This window comes from Bacteroides sp. 224, assembly GCF_010500995.1.
GTDB lineage: Bacteria > Bacteroidota > Bacteroidia > Bacteroidales > Bacteroidaceae > Bacteroides.
This window is the reverse complement of the sequence record NZ_QVMK01000041.1, coordinates 1-16905: the sequence shown is the minus strand read 5'-3', so window position 1 is coordinate 16905 and position 16905 is coordinate 1. Positions and strand designations below refer to the sequence as shown.

At 39.0% G+C, this 16905-nt stretch carries 17 protein-coding genes, 2 tRNA genes and 2 pseudogenes; 8 read left to right on the top strand and 13 right to left on the bottom strand.

Annotation, left to right across the window (positions count from 1 at the left end; all coding sequences use genetic code 11):
* Positions 1 to 49: 49 nt before the first annotated feature.
* The 6 genes from rpsB to purB all read right to left on the bottom strand — a co-directional run bounded on the left by rpsB (position 50) and on the right by purB (position 6613).
* Positions 50 to 883 carry a 30S ribosomal protein S2 gene (rpsB, locus tag D0T60_RS16020; RefSeq protein WP_163219141.1) on the bottom strand — a complete coding sequence of 278 codons (834 nt, stop codon included), beginning with the start codon at positions 881 to 883 and terminating at the stop codon, positions 50 to 52.
* A gap of 188 nt (positions 884 to 1071) precedes the next feature.
* Positions 1072 to 1458, bottom strand: coding sequence for a 30S ribosomal protein S9 (gene rpsI / locus D0T60_RS16015; RefSeq protein ID WP_163219140.1), 387 nt, complete (start codon positions 1456 to 1458; stop codon positions 1072 to 1074).
* 6 nt (positions 1459 to 1464) lie between these two features.
* A complete protein-coding gene (rplM, locus tag D0T60_RS16010; RefSeq protein ID WP_163219139.1) occupies positions 1465 to 1926 on the bottom strand; it encodes a 50S ribosomal protein L13 in 462 nt (153 codons plus the stop codon).
* A gap of 310 nt (positions 1927 to 2236) precedes the next feature.
* Positions 2237 to 3664 carry an asparagine--tRNA ligase gene (gene asnS, locus D0T60_RS16005; RefSeq protein WP_163219138.1) on the bottom strand — a complete coding sequence of 476 codons (1428 nt, stop codon included), beginning with the start codon at positions 3662 to 3664 and terminating at the stop codon, positions 2237 to 2239.
* Positions 3665 to 3694: 30 nt separating this feature from the next.
* A complete protein-coding gene (locus D0T60_RS16000; RefSeq protein ID WP_163219137.1) occupies positions 3695 to 5200 on the bottom strand; it encodes a pseudouridine synthase in 1506 nt (501 codons plus the stop codon).
* Positions 5201 to 5266: 66 nt separating this feature from the next.
* Positions 5267 to 6613: an adenylosuccinate lyase gene (gene purB, locus D0T60_RS15995; protein ID WP_163219136.1), complete on the bottom strand. Its 1347-nt coding sequence runs from the start codon at positions 6611 to 6613 to the stop codon at positions 5267 to 5269.
* Positions 6614 to 6827: 214 nt separating this feature from the next.
* Here purB and D0T60_RS15990 point away from each other — a divergent pair.
* Positions 6828 to 6902: transfer RNA gene (locus D0T60_RS15990), tRNA-Val, on the top strand.
* Between the two features lie 34 nt (positions 6903 to 6936).
* Positions 6937 to 7011: transfer RNA gene (locus tag D0T60_RS15985), tRNA-Val, on the top strand.
* A gap of 92 nt (positions 7012 to 7103) precedes the next feature.
* On the opposite strand, the pseudogene D0T60_RS18870 reads toward D0T60_RS15985, so the two are convergent.
* Positions 7104 to 7220 (bottom strand): annotated as a pseudogene (locus tag D0T60_RS18870) (DDE transposase); the annotation flags it as partial.
* A gap of 455 nt (positions 7221 to 7675) precedes the next feature.
* Between D0T60_RS18870 and D0T60_RS15975 the strand changes: the two are divergent.
* Positions 7676 to 7855 (top strand): annotated as a pseudogene (locus D0T60_RS15975) (transposase); the annotation flags it as partial.
* A gap of 77 nt (positions 7856 to 7932) precedes the next feature.
* Here D0T60_RS15975 and D0T60_RS15970 read toward each other — a convergent pair.
* The 4 genes from D0T60_RS15970 to rhuM (D0T60_RS19070) all read right to left on the bottom strand — a co-directional run bounded on the left by D0T60_RS15970 (position 7933) and on the right by rhuM (D0T60_RS19070) (position 10517).
* Positions 7933 to 8526, bottom strand: coding sequence for a YdeI family protein (locus D0T60_RS15970; RefSeq protein ID WP_163219134.1), 594 nt, complete (start codon positions 8524 to 8526; stop codon positions 7933 to 7935).
* On the bottom strand, positions 8523 to 9659 hold the full coding sequence (locus D0T60_RS15965; RefSeq protein ID WP_163219133.1) for a DNA alkylation repair protein: 1137 nt from the start codon (positions 9657 to 9659) through the stop codon (positions 8523 to 8525). Before D0T60_RS15965 ends, D0T60_RS15970 begins: the two co-directional genes overlap by 4 nt.
* Positions 9660 to 9817: 158 nt before the next feature.
* Entirely contained in the window at positions 9818 to 10027 is a 210-nt protein-coding gene (gene rhuM, locus D0T60_RS19075) for a RhuM family protein (protein WP_370524737.1), read from the bottom strand.
* A complete protein-coding gene (rhuM, locus tag D0T60_RS19070) occupies positions 10011 to 10517 on the bottom strand; it encodes a RhuM family protein (RefSeq protein WP_370524735.1) in 507 nt (168 codons plus the stop codon). Before rhuM (D0T60_RS19070) ends, rhuM (D0T60_RS19075) begins: the two co-directional genes overlap by 17 nt.
* 489 nt (positions 10518 to 11006) lie before the next feature.
* Here rhuM (D0T60_RS19070) and D0T60_RS15955 point away from each other — a divergent pair, with 489 nt between their 5' ends.
* The 5 genes from D0T60_RS15955 to D0T60_RS15935 all read left to right on the top strand — a co-directional run bounded on the left by D0T60_RS15955 (position 11007) and on the right by D0T60_RS15935 (position 15574).
* Entirely contained in the window at positions 11007 to 11777 is a 771-nt protein-coding gene (locus D0T60_RS15955; RefSeq protein WP_163219132.1) for a hypothetical protein, read from the top strand.
* Between the two features lie 38 nt (positions 11778 to 11815).
* Positions 11816 to 12460, top strand: a complete 645-nt coding sequence (locus D0T60_RS15950; RefSeq protein ID WP_163219131.1) for a hypothetical protein — start codon at positions 11816 to 11818, stop codon at positions 12458 to 12460.
* A gap of 142 nt (positions 12461 to 12602) precedes the next feature.
* On the top strand, positions 12603 to 13031 hold the full coding sequence (locus D0T60_RS15945; protein ID WP_203558357.1) for an SMI1/KNR4 family protein: 429 nt from the start codon (positions 12603 to 12605) through the stop codon (positions 13029 to 13031).
* A gap of 31 nt (positions 13032 to 13062) precedes the next feature.
* On the top strand, positions 13063 to 13923 hold the full coding sequence (locus D0T60_RS15940; protein ID WP_163219130.1) for an aminoglycoside phosphotransferase family protein: 861 nt from the start codon (positions 13063 to 13065) through the stop codon (positions 13921 to 13923).
* Positions 13924 to 14002: 79 nt separating this feature from the next.
* Positions 14003 to 15574, top strand: coding sequence for an ATP-binding protein (locus tag D0T60_RS15935; protein WP_163219129.1), 1572 nt, complete (start codon positions 14003 to 14005; stop codon positions 15572 to 15574).
* A gap of 357 nt (positions 15575 to 15931) precedes the next feature.
* Here D0T60_RS15935 and D0T60_RS15930 read toward each other — a convergent pair whose 3' ends face one another.
* Entirely contained in the window at positions 15932 to 16498 is a 567-nt protein-coding gene (locus D0T60_RS15930) for a 3'-5' exonuclease (protein WP_163219128.1), read from the bottom strand.
* Between the two features lie 51 nt (positions 16499 to 16549).
* On the bottom strand, positions 16550 to 16729 hold the full coding sequence (locus D0T60_RS15925) for a hypothetical protein (protein WP_163219127.1): 180 nt from the start codon (positions 16727 to 16729) through the stop codon (positions 16550 to 16552).
* Positions 16730 to 16905 lie beyond the last annotated feature (176 nt).

Here is a 16905-nt window from a genome sequence, read left to right as displayed (position 1 = left end):
GAAGGCATTCCATTCTAAATTCTAAATTATTAATTCATAATTGTATTTATTATGCTTCGTCTTCTTTAATAAAAGCTGCCGCTTTAGCTGCGTTAATAGCTTCTTCGTCCGACTTGTCTAATCTTGCTTTAGTTGATTTTCTCTTGCCTTTGGCTGCCGGAGCTTCGCCTGCTGCTTCCATATCAACTTTTTCAGCTTTTCTTTCTTCAAGGCCTTCAGCAATAGCATCGCAACATGCAGCCATAATAACTTCTACTGATTTTGTAGCGTCATCATTAGCCGGGATTACGAAATCGATGTTTGAAGGATCTGAATTAGTATCAACGATACCAAATACAGGAATACCCAAACGGTTAGCTTCGCGTACTGCAATGTGTTCTTTCATTACGTCAACAACGAACAATGCAGAAGGCAGACGAGTTAAATCGGCAATTGAACCTAAGTTCTTTTCCAATTTAGCACGTTGACGTGAAATTTGAAGTACTTCTCTTTTTGAAAGGTTAGAGTATGTACCGTCGTTAGTTAATTTATCGATAGTAGCCATTTTCTTAACAGCCTTACGGATAGTAGGGAAGTTAGTTAACATACCACCCGGCCAACGTTCGATAACGTATGGCATATTTACAGCAGCAGCTTTCTCAGCAACTACTTGTTTAGCTTGTTTTTTAGTAGCAACAAAAAGTATTTTCTTGCCCGATTTTGCGATTTGTTTCAAAGCATCAGCAGCTTCGTCAACTTTAGCAACAGTTTTGTGGAGGTCAATGATATGAATACCATTGCGTTCCATGAAGATATAAGGAGCCATAGCAGGATTCCACTTTCTCTTAAGGTGTCCGAAGTGTGAACCGGCTTCTAATAATGTATCAAAATTTGTTCTTGACATTTTTTTATTCTTTAATTCGTTTACTTTCTTTTTTGTTTTTCTAAACCAACCGCTGAGTAGCCAAAGGGGGATCTCAGTGGTTTAGATACTAAACCTGAATATTTACAATTCGACAATTTACGATTAGACGATTAATAAATGATTGTAATTTCAATCGTAAATAGTAAATGGCTAAATCGTAAATAATATTAGCGCTTACTGAACTGGAATCTCTTACGAGCTTTTGGCTGACCAGCTTTCTTACGCTCTACAGAACGTGGGTCACGAGTCATAAAGCCTTCTGCGCGAAGAGCTGATTTATCTTCCGGATTGATCTTCACTAATGCGCGTGAGATAGCCAAACGAACTGCTTGCGATTGACCGGTAAAGCCACCGCCACACAGATTTACTTTGATGTCATATTTTTCAGCAACACCCAGTTTGTTTAATGGCTGTTTCACTACATACTGAAGGATAGAAGAAGGGAAATATTGTGTAAGATCTCTCTTATTAATTGTGATTTTTCCTGTTCCTTCGCTTACATAAATGCGAGCAATTGCACGTTTACGTCTTCCTAATGCGTTTACTACTTCCATTCTATCTTATTTAAGTAAGTTTAAATCAATTGTTTTAGGGCTTTGTGCTTCATGTTTGTGTTCGCTACCTGCATACACGTACATATTGCCTAATAATTTAGCTCCCAACTTATTCTTAGGAAGCATACCCTTTACTACTTTTCTCATCAACTTATCATGGCCATTAGGTTTGGCTTGCAAACGAGCAGGAGTCATTTCTCTCTGACCGCCAGGATATCCGGTGTATGAAAGATAAACTCTATCAGTCCATTTGTTACCGGTTAATTTAACTTTGTCTGCATTGATAATGATTACATTATCACCACAATCTACGTGAGGAGTAAAGTTTGGTTTATACTTACCTCTCAACAGTTTCGCAACTTTTGAACCGAGACGGCCTAATACCTGATCGGTTGCATCAACCACAACCCATTCTTTTGTTGCAGTTGCTTTGTTTGCAGAAATGGTCTTGTAACTTAAAGTATCCACTCTTAATTTTTTGTTTTAATTGTTACTACTAAATAAAACTTCACCACCACTTAACTTTCCCCGGACAAAGGATGTGCTAAGTCGCTATGAATTAATCTCTTATCTAATCCTAGATAATAATCGGCTTGCAAAAGTACAGCTTTTCTTTGAATTGGCAAACTAATCTTTTCTTTTTTTGGCAAAGCTGTCATGCTCTGACACCATTCGCTCCAACTGCCGATAGCTTTTCTTTGATCTATTTTGCCATAATGTCACAAAAAAAAGAGAGAACCTAAATCCTCTCTTTCTTTATTTCTATGATAATAGTTTTTTAGAATTCCGCATTATTGGGGGTACGCGGGAATGGAATCACGTCGCGAATATTATTCATACCTGTTACGAACAATAACAAACGTTCAAAACCCAAACCAAAACCAGAGTGAGGAGCCGTTCCAAAACGACGGGTATCCATATACCACCATATATCCTTTTCGGGCACACCCATTTCTTTAGCACGACGAGAAAGCTTTTCGTAATCTTCTTCACGTTGTGAACCTCCAATAATCTCTCCGATTTTCGGGAAGAGTACATCCATGGCACGTACTGTCTTTCCATCTTCATTCTGTTTCATATAGAATGATTTGATTTCCTTAGGATAGTCAGTCAGAATTACAGGTGCATTGAAGTGACGTTCCACCAAATAACGTTCGTGCTCTGAAGCAAGGTCTGCTCCCCAGAAAATGGGATACTCAAACTTATGACCATCTGCTACTGCTTTTTCCAGAATCTGAACTCCTTCTGTATAAGTCAGACGCACAAAGTCACGATCCAGAATAAATCTCAAACGTTCTACAAGATCGTCTGTTTCTTCATTCTTATAAAGATGTTTTCTGGCACCGTTCAAGAACTGAATATCATCCATACAGTTATCCAAAGCCCACTGTATACAGTATTTAATAAAATCTTCCGCTAACTGCATATTCTCGTCGATTTCATAAAAAGCCATTTCGGGTTCAATCATCCAAAACTCCGCAAGGTGACGAGGAGTATTCGAATTTTCCGCACGGAAAGTAGGACCAAATGTATAGATAGCACCCAATGCCATCGCCGCCAATTCCCCTTCCAATTGCCCGGATACAGTTAAGCTGGTTTGCTTTCCGAAAAAGTCGTTACTATAATCTATAGTACCGGCATCATCCTTTTTCAAATCATACAGATTCATGGTAGTAACCTGAAACATTTGTCCGGCTCCTTCACAATCTGATCCTGTTATAATAGGTGTATTGAAATAGAAAAAACCTTTCTCATGAAAGAAACGATGAATAGCCATAGCCATGTGATGGCGAATACGGAAAACAGCTCCAAACGTATTGGTGCGCGGGCGAAGATGTGCCACCTCTCGAAGAAACTCCAATGTGTGCCCCTTCTTTTGAAGCGGATATGTATTATCACAAGTACCCAACACTTCTATCTCGCCAGCTTGCACTTCCGCCTTTTGTCCAGAGCCAACTGATTCAATCAATATTCCGTTTACGCTTATACAAGCTCCGGTAGTGATGAGCTTCAACATCTCCTCATCAAAATTAGCTAAATCAACTACTATCTGTATATTATTTACTGTAGAACCATCATTTAACGCAATGAAATTAACTTGTTTACTACCTCTGCGGGTACGTACCCAACCTTTCACATTGACTTTTACTCCGAATTCTTCGGCAGCCAATAAGTCAACAATCTTTGTTCTACTGATTTTTTCCATAATTTTTAATAAGTTGAAAATTGAAATTTGTTAGTTGAAAGAGCCCATACGTAGGTAGCTCACTTCATTCTCTGTCAGATATCTCCAATCGCCACGTTTAAGACCTTTCTTAGTTAAACCGGCAAAGTACACACGATCCAGCTTCATTACTTTATAGCCAAGTGATTCGAAGATACGACGCACAATACGGTTTTGCCCTGAATGAATTTCAATACCTATCAGGTTGCGTTTTATTTCATCTGTATAGCTGATTGCATCGGCATTAATTTCTGTTTCATCATCCAGTTTAACACCAGCCGCAATCTGATCCATATCCGCTTTTGTTACATTCTTATCAGTTGTCACATAATAGATTTTCTTCTTCAAGAACTTAGGGTGAGTAAGTTTTGAAGCCAAATCTCCATCATTTGTCAACAGCAATACACCTGTAGTATTACGGTCCAAACGACCAACCGGGTAAATACGCTCATTGCAGGCCCCTTTTACCAAATCCATTACAGTAAGACGTGATTGTGGATCATCCGAAGTTGTTACACAATCTTTCGGTTTATTCAAAAGGATATACATTTTACGCTCTACACTGACCGCTTCATCATGAAACTTCACAACATCCGAACGTTTAATCTTGGTACCCAATTCAGTTACTACTTCACCGTTTACAGATACTGCTCCGGCTGTAATAAATTCATCTGCCTCTCTACGAGAGCACACACCAGCATTTGCCATGAATTTATTCAAACGAATCGGCTCATTCGGGTCTACAAATTGCTCTTTATATTCTATTTGTTTCTTCCTTGTATATTTAGCATTGGGATCATAATTGGAATCACGACGTACGGGGCGCTGGAACCCTTGAGATCTACCATCATTATTATATCTCGGACGATAAGGACGATCACCGCCGCCTCTATTGTCGTATGATGAATTACCATAACCTGTATTTGGCTTGCGGAATCGGGGTCTATCGCCACCGTCTCCCGAATTATTTTGCCACGGTTTACGTTCTGTATTTCCGTACTGACTCCTACGGTCTTCACCATTATTGCTTCTCCAAGGTTTATCTTCCCTATTGTTATTATAGGAACGTTGTGGACGATCAAAACGGTTATTATTATATCCGCTGTTTTGCTCGCCTCCTTCACGATTAAATCTTGGACGATAAGGACGGTCGCCACCTTCGCGATTATAGTAAGAACGATTGTAAGAAGACCTCTCTCCTCCCTCGCGGTTATAAGATGGGCGATTACCACCTTCGCGATTATAAGATCTTTCACCCCCTTCACGATTGTAGGTTCGTTGAGGACGGTCGTAGCTATTATAACTACTACGCTGTTCGCTTCCTCCTGCTTCACGATTAAACCTTGGACGTTTTGGGCGATCCCCATAAGAACTATTAGAACGTTCTTCACGGTTATAGCTACTGTCTCTGTTGTAGGACCGGTTATTATCCCAACGGTTGAAATCATCTCTGTTACCATCACGGTTGGCATCTTCTCCCTGAGGGTTTTCCTGCCAGTTTTCATTTCCAGTATTCATACTTTTTATTCGAATAAAATTACACTTTTGACCTCACGGCCTATAATACATTTTAATTTAATTAGCTCAAACTCCAGTATAAGTATGAGGAGTAATCACTCTTAGTTCTTTCTTTATTTCTTCGCTAACATCCAGTCCTTCAATAAATTCTTTTATTGATTTTTCTGTTATAGCTTCATTAGTTCTGGTTAAGGCTTTTAAAGCTTCATAAGGATTAGGGTACGCTTCACGACGCAGAATGGTTTGTATAGCTTCTGCCACTACACTCCAACAATTATCCAAATCATTATATATAGCCGATTCATTTAATAACAACTTACGTAATCCTTTCAGTGAACTGCCGATTGCAATAACAGCATGTCCGAAAGGCACACCTACATTACGCAGCACAGTCGAATCTGTCAGGTCGCGCTGTAAACGAGATATTGGCAATTTAGCTGCCAGATGCTCCAATATTGCATTTGCAATACCTAAGTTACCTTCAGCATTTTCGAAATCAATAGGATTTACCTTATGAGGCATTGCACTGGAACCGACTTCACCAGCTTTGATTTTTTGCTTAAAGTACTCCATAGATATGTATTGCCAGAAATCGCGATTCATATCTATCATGATTGTATTTAAACGTTTCATTCCATCAAAAACAGCAGACAGGCTATCATAATTAGATATCTGTGTAGTATATTCCTCTCGTTCCAATCCGAGATTACCTACTACAAACTTATTCCCAAAGGCTTTCCAGTCAGTAGCCGGGTAAGCCACTTTATGAGCATTATAATTACCTGTAGCCCCACCAAACTTAGCAGTAAGCGGAGATGCTTTTAACACATTCAACTGACGCTCCAACCGATAGACAAACACCATTACTTCTTTCCCCAACCGTGTAGGCGAGGCTGGCTGCCCATGAGTTTTGGCAAGCATCGGAATATTCTCCCAGTCGTTTGCATATTCTTTCAGTTGACCAATCAACTCTTCTAAAAGAGGATAGTACACTTTCTCCAATGCTTCTTTTATAGATAAAGGAACAGAAGTGTTATTGATATCTTGTGAAGTTAATCCAAAATGAATAAACTCTTTATAAGCATCGAGCCCTCCTATCCTATCAAATTCTTCTTTGATAAAGTACTCTACAGCTTTCACATCATGATTAGTTACACTTTCAATCGCTTTTACACGTTGTGCATTCTCTTCTGTAAAGTTGCGGTAAATATCTCTAAGGGAGTTATATACTTCAGGTGTCACACCCTTCAGTTGCGGCAAAGGCAACTCACACAAAGCAATAAAGTATTCAATTTCTACTTGTACTCTGTATTTTATTAGTGCATATTCGGAGAAATATCCTGCTAAAGCCTCGGCCTTACCTCTGTAACGACCATCAATGGGTGAGATCGCTGTTAATATATCCAATTCCATACTTTCCTATCGAAATTTGTCAGACCGCAAAATTAACGTTTTTCCCTGAGTTATAAGTAATGAAAAGAAAAAAGTTTGTATGTAGGGTATCAAATAAGCCGAAACAGAAGCCCAGGAATAGCTCTTAAAAAGTTTTTTCATAAAAAAACGCAGTTTTCTTTGGAGATTTCATTTTAAGCCGTATCTTTGCATCGCTTTTGAAACGAAAGTGTACGGGCGCTTAGCTCAGCTGGTTCAGAGCATCTGGTTTACACCCAGAGGGTCAGCGGTTCGAATCCGTTAGCGCCCACTTAAAAATCGACACTTTCAAAATCAAAATCTCCGGGCGCTTAGCTCAGCTGGTTCAGAGCATCTGGTTTACACCCAGAGGGTCAGCGGTTCGAATCCGTTAGCGCCCACTTTATAAAAGCCGCAATTGCGGCTTTTATATTTTTCAATTCAGACCCACATTTCCCAGATCAGTCCGAATATACTGTTTTTTTCTTCTCTACACTTCTTCATTCTCCAAATTTCTGGCCATCCAACGGTAAGTTACGCGCAAGTCATCCTGTGTATCGTAATAAAGCTTTTGTACATGAAAACGATCGTTGGTAATGCGTGCTTTAGGGGAACAATATTTTCAGGAAATAGCAGATATTCAGAGTCAACTCGGGGCTTTTCAAAAGGTCGGACCTAACGCGACATTAGGTCGGACCTTTTCAATAATTAGGTCCGACCATTTGCCTCGTTAGGTCCGACCAAACTATATTTTATCTTGCAAAACGAAAAACTATATTGCAGGGGACTAATCAAGTACTTCTACCTCTTCAATATTCTTATATAAACAACCCATTGGCAGAATTAATAAGGTACGTGAATCTCCTAATGGGGATTTAGTGGCAAGTATTTAGTGTACACATACTATTTACTCTTTTTTTATTGCAACTTGTAAACAAAAGGTCGGATATTCTTGTCTGTTCCCGTATTTGTAGATTACTTCGCAAAGAAATAAGATTTTAAGCATTAGCAGTTATTAATGTTTTAATGAAATGTTTTTCTTTAAAACATTTTCTTTTTGTATGTTTACTGGAAACATTTGAAAACCACAACCGAACAATCATCAACTATTTCAAGGAAAGACTCACTAATGCTTCGGCGGAATCATTCAACGCGAAAATAAAAGCACTAAGAAGTCAATTCAAAGGTGTATACAAAAAAAATGACAGGGTTCTCACTATCTTCACTCGCTATACCCTGGGCTAAATCGATGCACCCAACAGGTGCTAAAACTTACAGCTATCGGTACCAACAATCCCCTAAAAAGTAGAGATCCCCCCTATTCAATAATACTTCTCAATTCCCCCAAATCCTGTTATCTTTTTATTCTCCTTCGTTTTACCAATAAAATTGTTTAAGCGTTTTTCAAACTCTTCGGGTCGCTTCCTGGCAGCTTTAATGTATGCAATCCGGATACGCTTATATGCATCGGAAAAGAGTTGATAGTTTTTCCATACAGTACAGTCTTCTTTCAATCTGTCGGTTATGTCATTGGGGAAAATAAAAGGAGCAGATAAAACGTCGCGTATTTTATCTTCAAACTTTGGGTGTATCATCTTGTTTTCCAACAACCAGTTGAGTCTTTCTTTATTGGCTTGCGAGTAAGTGCTTTTAGGATTCCGGGGAGTGAAACGCTGAATCCGGTGTTCTTCGTCAAGCGGTTTTATCGTGCTGTCGATCCACTCGAAGCAGAGGGCTTCTTCAACAGCATCGTTGTAGGTGATGCTTTTTTTGCCCGACGATTTTTGAGGGAATACAAACCAAACTTCGTTGGCTGTCTCAAAATTGTCTGTCAGCCACTTTCGCCAGTCTTTTCTGTCTTCAAAGTATTTTATTGCTGCCGCCGGTTGCAATTGGTTGCTTACAGTGTTTTTCATTCTACCAGTTCGAAATCATGTTTGTCAAACTCACTTCCGTTGATTATAACAGCCACCTGATGAAGTCCGGGGTGAAGTTTCCGGGTGGTCACTACCTTGAAAGAGTGTTTCCGAGTGATACGTGTGATTGAGTTTGCTGTATAATCTTTCTCGCTGATTTTGCAGACTTTCTTCGATAATGTACCGTTCGCCTTTTGGTAATACAAGGCGTATTCGAGTCTTATTTTAATATTTTTGTTGCTATTATTTGATAGGTTGAAACTAAACTCCAACGAATCGCCGACTTTTACTTTGGGGGTTGCTATCCGGAGGTTCTCAATTTGTATATTCTTGGCAGATCCCAAACCGAATAGTTTCATCACTTCCGGGTTACCTTGTTTGAGGAGTGTCCGGCAGCCGTGTTTAATGACCCAATCTACTTCTTCCGACTCTCCTCGCCATCTTTTCACTAAATCAACGACTACTTCGGGATTGTCTTTGGCGATGTCATTCAGGTTGTTGGCAACACTTAGTCGCACAAATCTTGCCGGGTCGTTTTTAAGGTTTTCCAGTATGGGGAGGATGGGGGCAGGGTTTGCCTTCAGGCTTGGTATGGCCATCGCCCAGGGCAGGCGTGGGCGGCAACCTTCGGATGCAAGCCGCCTTACTCCCCAATGTTCGTGCTTCGACCAAACGAGCATTTGCGCCATCATCGCATCAGGATATTTAACGATAAAGGGATGAGTTACAAATTCACAACTTGTAAACTGGGTGATTCTCTCTATGGCTTTAACGGAGGTTTCGTAATCGTCCAGTCCGTATTGTTCTATGTAGCTATCCAGAATCCCTCCATATTCTAATAGCAGACCAAACTTTGTATCGTCTATCTTGGAACAATGAGGATATCGGGGTTCTATGCAATCCAACAGTTCGAGTATTTTGGCGATTGCAGCTTTGTAATCTGCCGGCAAAAAACTTTTCAGCACTGTTGCAATGTGTGCGGTACGTTGTTTGAGTTCTCTGTTTTCCCATTCCTTGTCCATTACCTGAGACACAAATGCGTGGGGCTCTAAGTTTGGGATGACGAGCTTTAAGTCTTTCGTGAATAGGTTGAGAAACTGCTCGTTGTACATATTTTTAAAGGGTTCTGCCATGGTTGTAGTTTTATTTCCGGCAAAGATAGGTGTTTCGTAGGAAATCCGAAAACGTAGTTAACTTAGTTGTCCTAAACGCCACCAGCGTTTACGCTAAAAAGGCATCGGGTTTTAGGGCAACGGATTTTTTGGCACATGGCGAGAATAAGATGAAGACTTTACCTTGGTGGTTTATTTTTTCCTTTTATTCGCTTCACTTCCTTATCAAAATCAGATAGGTAATATTCATCTTGAATTTTCCTGAACACTTCATATTCCTGCTCGGCTTTCAATTTTGCTTCTAAGGCAGAGACTTTACCGGAATCTTGCAGGACGGGATATTGGGATAGCTCTAAAAATTGATTTAGAAAGTTAGCCCAATCTTGCATAGTGGTGGAGATGCCACGTTCGGCTCTGTTCTCTGCCTACAGATGCAAAGAAGTCTTTGGTTACAGGTGAATTTTTATCATAGTCGGCAGCAGTAGCATAAATATCTGTGACTTTTTGATAGAATCGGCGTTCACTTGCCCGAATTTCCCGAATCCTTTCTAAAAGTTCATCGAAATAATCTTTTCCGAATGCTTGTCCATTTTTCAACAGCTCATCATTCAACACAAAGCCTTTGGTTATATATTCTCTAAGTGTGTTGGTTGCCCAAATGCGAAATTGAGTGGCCTGATAGCTATTTACACGGTAACCAACAGCGATAATAGCATCTAAATGGTAAAAATCCAATTCACGAGACACTTCTCTGAAACCTTCTTGCTGAACTATCCGGATTTTCCGGACAGTTGCTTCTTTTTCCAACTCTCTTGATTTGAAAATATTCTGTAAATGCTCATTGATTGTTCTGACATCTACCCCAAAAAGTTCAGCCATACGTTTTTGTGTAAGCCAGAATGTACCGTTTTCAAATTGAACTTGGATACTTATATTCCCTAACGGGGTGGTATAAAAGATAATATTATTTTGCATGTCTCTTTTCTTATTTTGTCAATTTCCTAAAGTTTTTCCGATTCTTTTCAGACAGGAAAGCGATGGGCTTTTTCATAAACTGTCCATTATTAGATGGGCAAATGTAGTGCTTTCCACGCAGAATGTGACGGAAAATTGCACCAAATTATAATTTATACCACCACCTCACGAACAGATCCGCCCTCTCTTTTCGTTCTGTCCCAATACTGATGATTGTAAATTCGCTCAGTTCCCATTTTACGATTAAGATTGTTTAGTATTCTCCAATCTACAAACCTCCACTTTGAAAATCCCCCAAATATCCCTTTTTTTATTATTTTTGCAGAACTCCATTTAAAAATAAGCGATACCATTGAAGGCCTTTTACCACCATATATACTGAAAAGAAATACCATGAAAGAGAAAGTTTATAGTGTTGACAACCACTGGGATATGACCATTATTGAAGGAACAGCCAATTATAATGGTCGAGCTTTTCATTACGCGAATATTTTCTCGGATGAAAAGGACGACTGGACAGACGAATATCTACTTACACCCCTACCTGATGACATCTTTGAGCACTGTAAAAGCCTTCAGAATTATTGGTTCCATTGGCTATCAAGTCAGCAACAAACTAAAATTCCTCACCCGATAGAATATGCCAAAGAGAGAGAAGCCACATCCTTTGAGAAACTCATCCAAATAAACACCAATGCTGAAGAGTGGGAAAAGGCCGAACTCAATTATCAGAATCAACTGATCTTTAACAATTACTTAAAATCAAAGGTGGCAATACTTAAAGCCAAAGGTTCTTTTTTCGGAAAAATTAATGGCACAGAAACCTTTGTAGAATGGACAGAGGCAAAAATAAACGAAGAAGCAATTGAAATCCTTCATTCAGAAAATTTAGAATCTGCAACCAGTATTTTATTGTACCTGTGTTTTAATTTTGATGATTGGCGATTGGTACAAAAGGAATGCATCTCACTTATTAGAGATAAAAAACTGCATAAAGATATCAGGCAATTAGCTGTTATATGCTTAGGACATTTAGCCCGGATACATTCCACTATTGATAAAGAGGAAGTTATTCCCATCCTTGAATTGTATATGAAGCAAGACAGCCAAATAGCAGGAACTATTGCTGATGCATTAGAGGATATTAAGTTGTTTATCCAATAATAACAGAAATGCAATACATTCTATTATAAATTGATTTTATGACAGACAAATTACAAGAAGGCGATATATTCTATGTTCAATACCAAGGAAAATATTTCTTTGGCAAGGTGTTAATGGACATAGCCGAAAGAATGCCCGTTAGAGAAATTCCCATGAAGTCTTTTCACGATTGTTATTTAGTTGGGGTTTACAAAGGGATTTATGACGAACCGATTTTGGTCGAAACAGAATTTATCATTTCAAGCATCTTTACTCAAAAGAAACAGTTTTATGCCAGAAAAGACAAGACAGATTGGCATTTCTATAAAAACGAGCCTATTGATTACAAAAAGGACATCAGCTTTCCCGAAAGCATTACTGTTGTAGCCAAAGTTGGGTATTGCTTCAGATGCGGCGAAGTACAACTTCCGACAAAACTAACCAAAAAGGATTGGTTGGGAGATTTTGACATTCAACAGGAAGTCCACTTCAGGTATTCAACTGTGTTGATGATGGCTTGTCATTATCAAAACAGAGATGACTTAATGGACTTTATGCCTCATGCATTTTTGGAAAAAGAAGATTTGCGTTTTACCGAGAAACAACGCAAAGAAGTATATAATCAAATAGGAGAAGATTTAAATATTTCATATTATGAATTGGCGCTAAAGTACGGGATGGATTTGGGTAGATTTTATGAATAACTTTTCGCATTTGTAGCAACTGCCAAATAGTGAATTTATTAAGTTACAATTGCAACCTTGGCATTTCATTTTCTCTGTCACATTATAAAGGGCTTCATTAATTTATATTATCTTCGCAAATTCGCAAAGTAATACAATTAATATGATAGATCAAAAACTTATTAAACGTTTGGAGAAGTTCTACTCTGAGCATCCTACAATGAAAGGCGCTCCCGTCACTACTGAACAAATAAATGAGGCGGAGACTGCACTAAATATAAATCTGCCGGAAGATTATGTTGATTTTGTATGTCGGTTTGGAGAAGCTTATGCCGGAATAGATATTTATGCATTTGAGGACCCGCGAAATAGCGTGAAGTTAACCAAAGAAATGAGAATAGCCTATGGCAATGGAGATATACGCGAAAATGAGGCTCTAAAAAGTATTCTGATTGGCGATGATGGCGCAGGCAATCCTTTCCTTATCAATGAAAAAGGGGAAGTAGTGATTTTTTATCACGATTGTGACGAACGAGAGGTGCTGGCTCAAAGTTTAGGAGAATTTATTGAAGAAAATTTTGAAGAATGGTGAGGTTTTGTTTTCTTCTTAATATAGCACTTGTATGACAGCAGAAAACGAACTAAAAATAGTAAAACAATTAGCGTGCGTTGACGAGAGTCAAATTGAAATCAATGAAACAGGCTGGACCAGTCGACTCTATATCATCAATGGTGGAAAAATCGTATTCAAATTTCCGCGTAATGTCAAATTCCGAGAAGAATGTAAGCAGGAAATCGCTGTACTCAAATTAATAAAAGAACAAAACTTCAGTTTAAGCATTCCTGTTTTGAATTGGGTAGCGGAGGATAACTCATACTTTGGCTTTTATGGCGTAGAGGGTAAGCCACTCGGAACAGTTATAAATGAATTGAGCAAAGATCAAAAAGTTGAAATAGGTACGCAATTAGGCAAATTCTTAAAGCAACTTCACAGCATTAAAAACTACGGTAATATAAAGATACAAACGCTCGAAGAGCAAGCAGAAGAATACCAAGATTGGTATCGAAAAGATAGAGATTTACTAAAAGACTTTTTTTCTGAATCGCAGCTAAAAAAGATAGATAACTTTTTTACCATCGAAGTGCCGAAATGTATGACAGGGACAGGTGAACTTGTTTTCTGTCATGGCGACTTAGATTACAACAACACCTTGATAGATGCTGAAAATCGCGTAGGTATTATTGATTTTGGCGATGCAAGATTGTATGACAGGTCACAAGATTTTAGAGGAATAGACGACCATCTGCTAAGAGAAGCCATGATTAAAGCATACGGCGGAGGTGAAATTATAAGCAAAGATGCCGCAGTGGCAACCTCTAAGATGATAGATGTGCTCAATATGCTTTATTGTATTGAACAGAAAAATCCAGTTGGCATAAATGATTATTTAAAACGAATAAAATCAAAAATATTGATGCAATAAGGGTTAAAAATGGAATTCCATTTAAGAGTCCTTTCAATAATTATGCTTACTTTTGTTTTAGTTATAAAACGTAGGAATCATGAGTAAATCAGCAATAGACTTAACCCGCAAACTCCCGATAGGGATACAGACATTTGAGGAAATTCGCAACGAGGGCTATCTTTATGTAGATAAAACAGACTTGGTATGGCAAATAGCTAATACAGGTAAGCCTTATTTTCTTAGCCGTCCCCGTCGGTTTGGTAAGAGTCTGCTGCTTTCTACCTTTGAGTCTTACTTCTTGGGAAGGAAAGATTTGTTTGAAGGACTGGCTGTCGAGAAACTGGAAACAGAATGGAAAGAATACCCCATCCTGCATCTCGACTTGAATGCAGAGAAGTATGAATCGCCCGAGCGGTTGGTTTGGATTTTGGAACGCCATTTAGTATTATGGGAAGATACATGGGGAAGAGAAGAACGGGAATTAAGTCTTTCCGACCGGTTTTCTGGTGTTATCCGCCGTGCCTACGAACAAACCGGCCGTGGCGTAGTAGTATTGGTCGACGAATACGACAAGCCCTTGCTACAAGCCATCCTCAATGAACCCCTGCTGGATGAATACCGGAAAACATTAAAAGCTTTCTATGGAGTACTTAAAAGTGCCGACCGCTACTTGCGTTTCGTTTTCCTGACCGGGGTTACGAAGTTTGCACAAGTAAGTGTATTCAGCGATCTCAATCAATTGAGCGATATCAGTATGGAACCCACTTACAATACCCTCTGCGGCATCACCAAAGAAGAATTGGTAGAGGTATTCAGCCCCGAAATAAAAAAGGTAGGAGAGTACAATCACCTTACTTTTGAGCAAACAGTAGAAAAGATGACTGCCCTCTATGATGGTTACCACTTCTACGAATACGGTGAGGGCATGTTCAACCCTTTCAGCGTATTGAATGCCCTAAAAAAGTATCGGTTAGACAACTACTGGTTCCAAACCGGCACACCTACTTTCTTGGTAGATTTGCTGAAAGAGAGCAACTATGACCTGCGTACACTTATCGACGGCGTAGAGGCAGAACAATCCTCCTTCTCGGAATACCGGGCAGAGACGAATAATCCTATTCCACTGATTTACCAAAGTGGGTATCTGACGATTAAAGATTATGACCCTCGTTTTGGCATCTATACACTTTGCTTTCCTAATGAAGAAGTAAAGTATGCTTTTCTAAAATTCCTTCAACCTTCTTATTCCTCTGTACCGGATAGTGAACGTGTATTCCATATTCAACATTTTGTACGCGAATTAGAGAGTGGCGATGTTCCTTCCTTTATGCATCGCTTACGTGCCTTTTTTGCCGACTTCCCTTACGAACTAAACGATCGTACCGAACGACACTACCAAGTAGTATTCTACCTTGTTTTCAAACTAATAGGTGAGTTTGTAGAATCGGAGGTACGCAGTGCGCGTGGTCGTGCCGACGCAGTAGTAAAGACCCAAGACCACATTTATGTATTTGAGTTTAAACTGGATGGAACAGTAGAAGATGCGCTCCGCCAAATAGACGAAAAAGGCTACCTCATTCCCTATACTGTTGATGAACGAAAAGTAGTGAAAGTAGGTGTGAATTTCAACAAGGAAGAAAGAAATATAGGAGAATGGAAGGTAGAATGAAATGGTAACCATTTGCCTCAAAATGGAGAGGAGATAAGAGAAGTTTTTTGTGTAGACCTAAACGCCAGCCTTCTTTTTTGTATAAGCGCAAGTACCCTTTAGGCCTATAGAAACACCCCTTTCCCAGAAAGTTTGCAAACATGATCTTGCGACATTAAAATTTCAGAAAAAGCCAGCATGATTATGGAAGTAAAAGTATTTATTCACAATTACAGGAAAGCAAGCAGGCAAACCCACCGAACAACGCATTCCCGGTGTTGGCAACGGTGTAATGCAAGATATACTGTTCAATGCGCAAATCAACCAAAAAATGGTACAAAGATTAATTTTTGCACCTTTTTTTGAATTGAATTTAATCTATGCCTTAAATATCACATCATAAATCGCTTTTGTTAGCGCAATGTCATAACTGGCATCATGAAGTTTCTCTTCAATCACTTCTATGCCGAGATGCTTGGCAACAGTTGCCAACCTAAAGTTCTCCATTTCCGGTTGTTTATGTGCCAGATGCGGAGTAGCCAAGATCATTAAGTCGAAACTATTACTCCAGAACCAAGAGCCAAAATAATTGTCTCCGTTTTGCAGGAACCATCCACGCAGGAATGGGTTATCGAACGCGGAATTATTAAACCCAGCCAGGTAATATTTATCCTTCTTATCATACTTGTCGACATATTTACCTAACATCTCAACAAACTGCTTGAATACAACAGACATAGGCGGATAAGCTAATATCTGCTCTTTTGTTACTCCTGCTATCTTTAAAGCTTCTTCCAATATTTCAGCCTGTGGATTGGGGCATACATTGAAATCGAAAGTTTCTTTAGTTTCGCCATCTATAACAATTTCTCCACTGATCTGATGTATTCCGTGTCGGTTAGGTAAAGTACCGGTGGTTTCCAGATCAAAAAAAACAATTTTCATACATTTTCTTATTTGGTAGGATTTATTCCGTGCAAATGTAGCTAAAAGTTTTTAATAGTTACATACTTGCCATCCTGATAGTGTGCCTTCCACTTTGCTAAGTACCTGGTTGGATGCATTAGGGGTCACAGATGTATTAATATCAGAAGCACTTGATTTACAAGCTCCTAATAATAAGCAGATAACGCAGATAAGTATGCCTACTGCAAATGTACTTGGCTTGGGTTGCATAATTTTAAAATTTAAAGATTGCTGTATTATAAGTAACAAGAAAAAGAAGAAATTGTTGTCGATTTACATATTACTATTAACCTGAATTCGGGATAATTTTCTCTTCCTCTTCAATACATCACAAGGCATAGTTATCGTGCTCACATTGGATTTTTCAATTGAGTATTTTTGTTTTT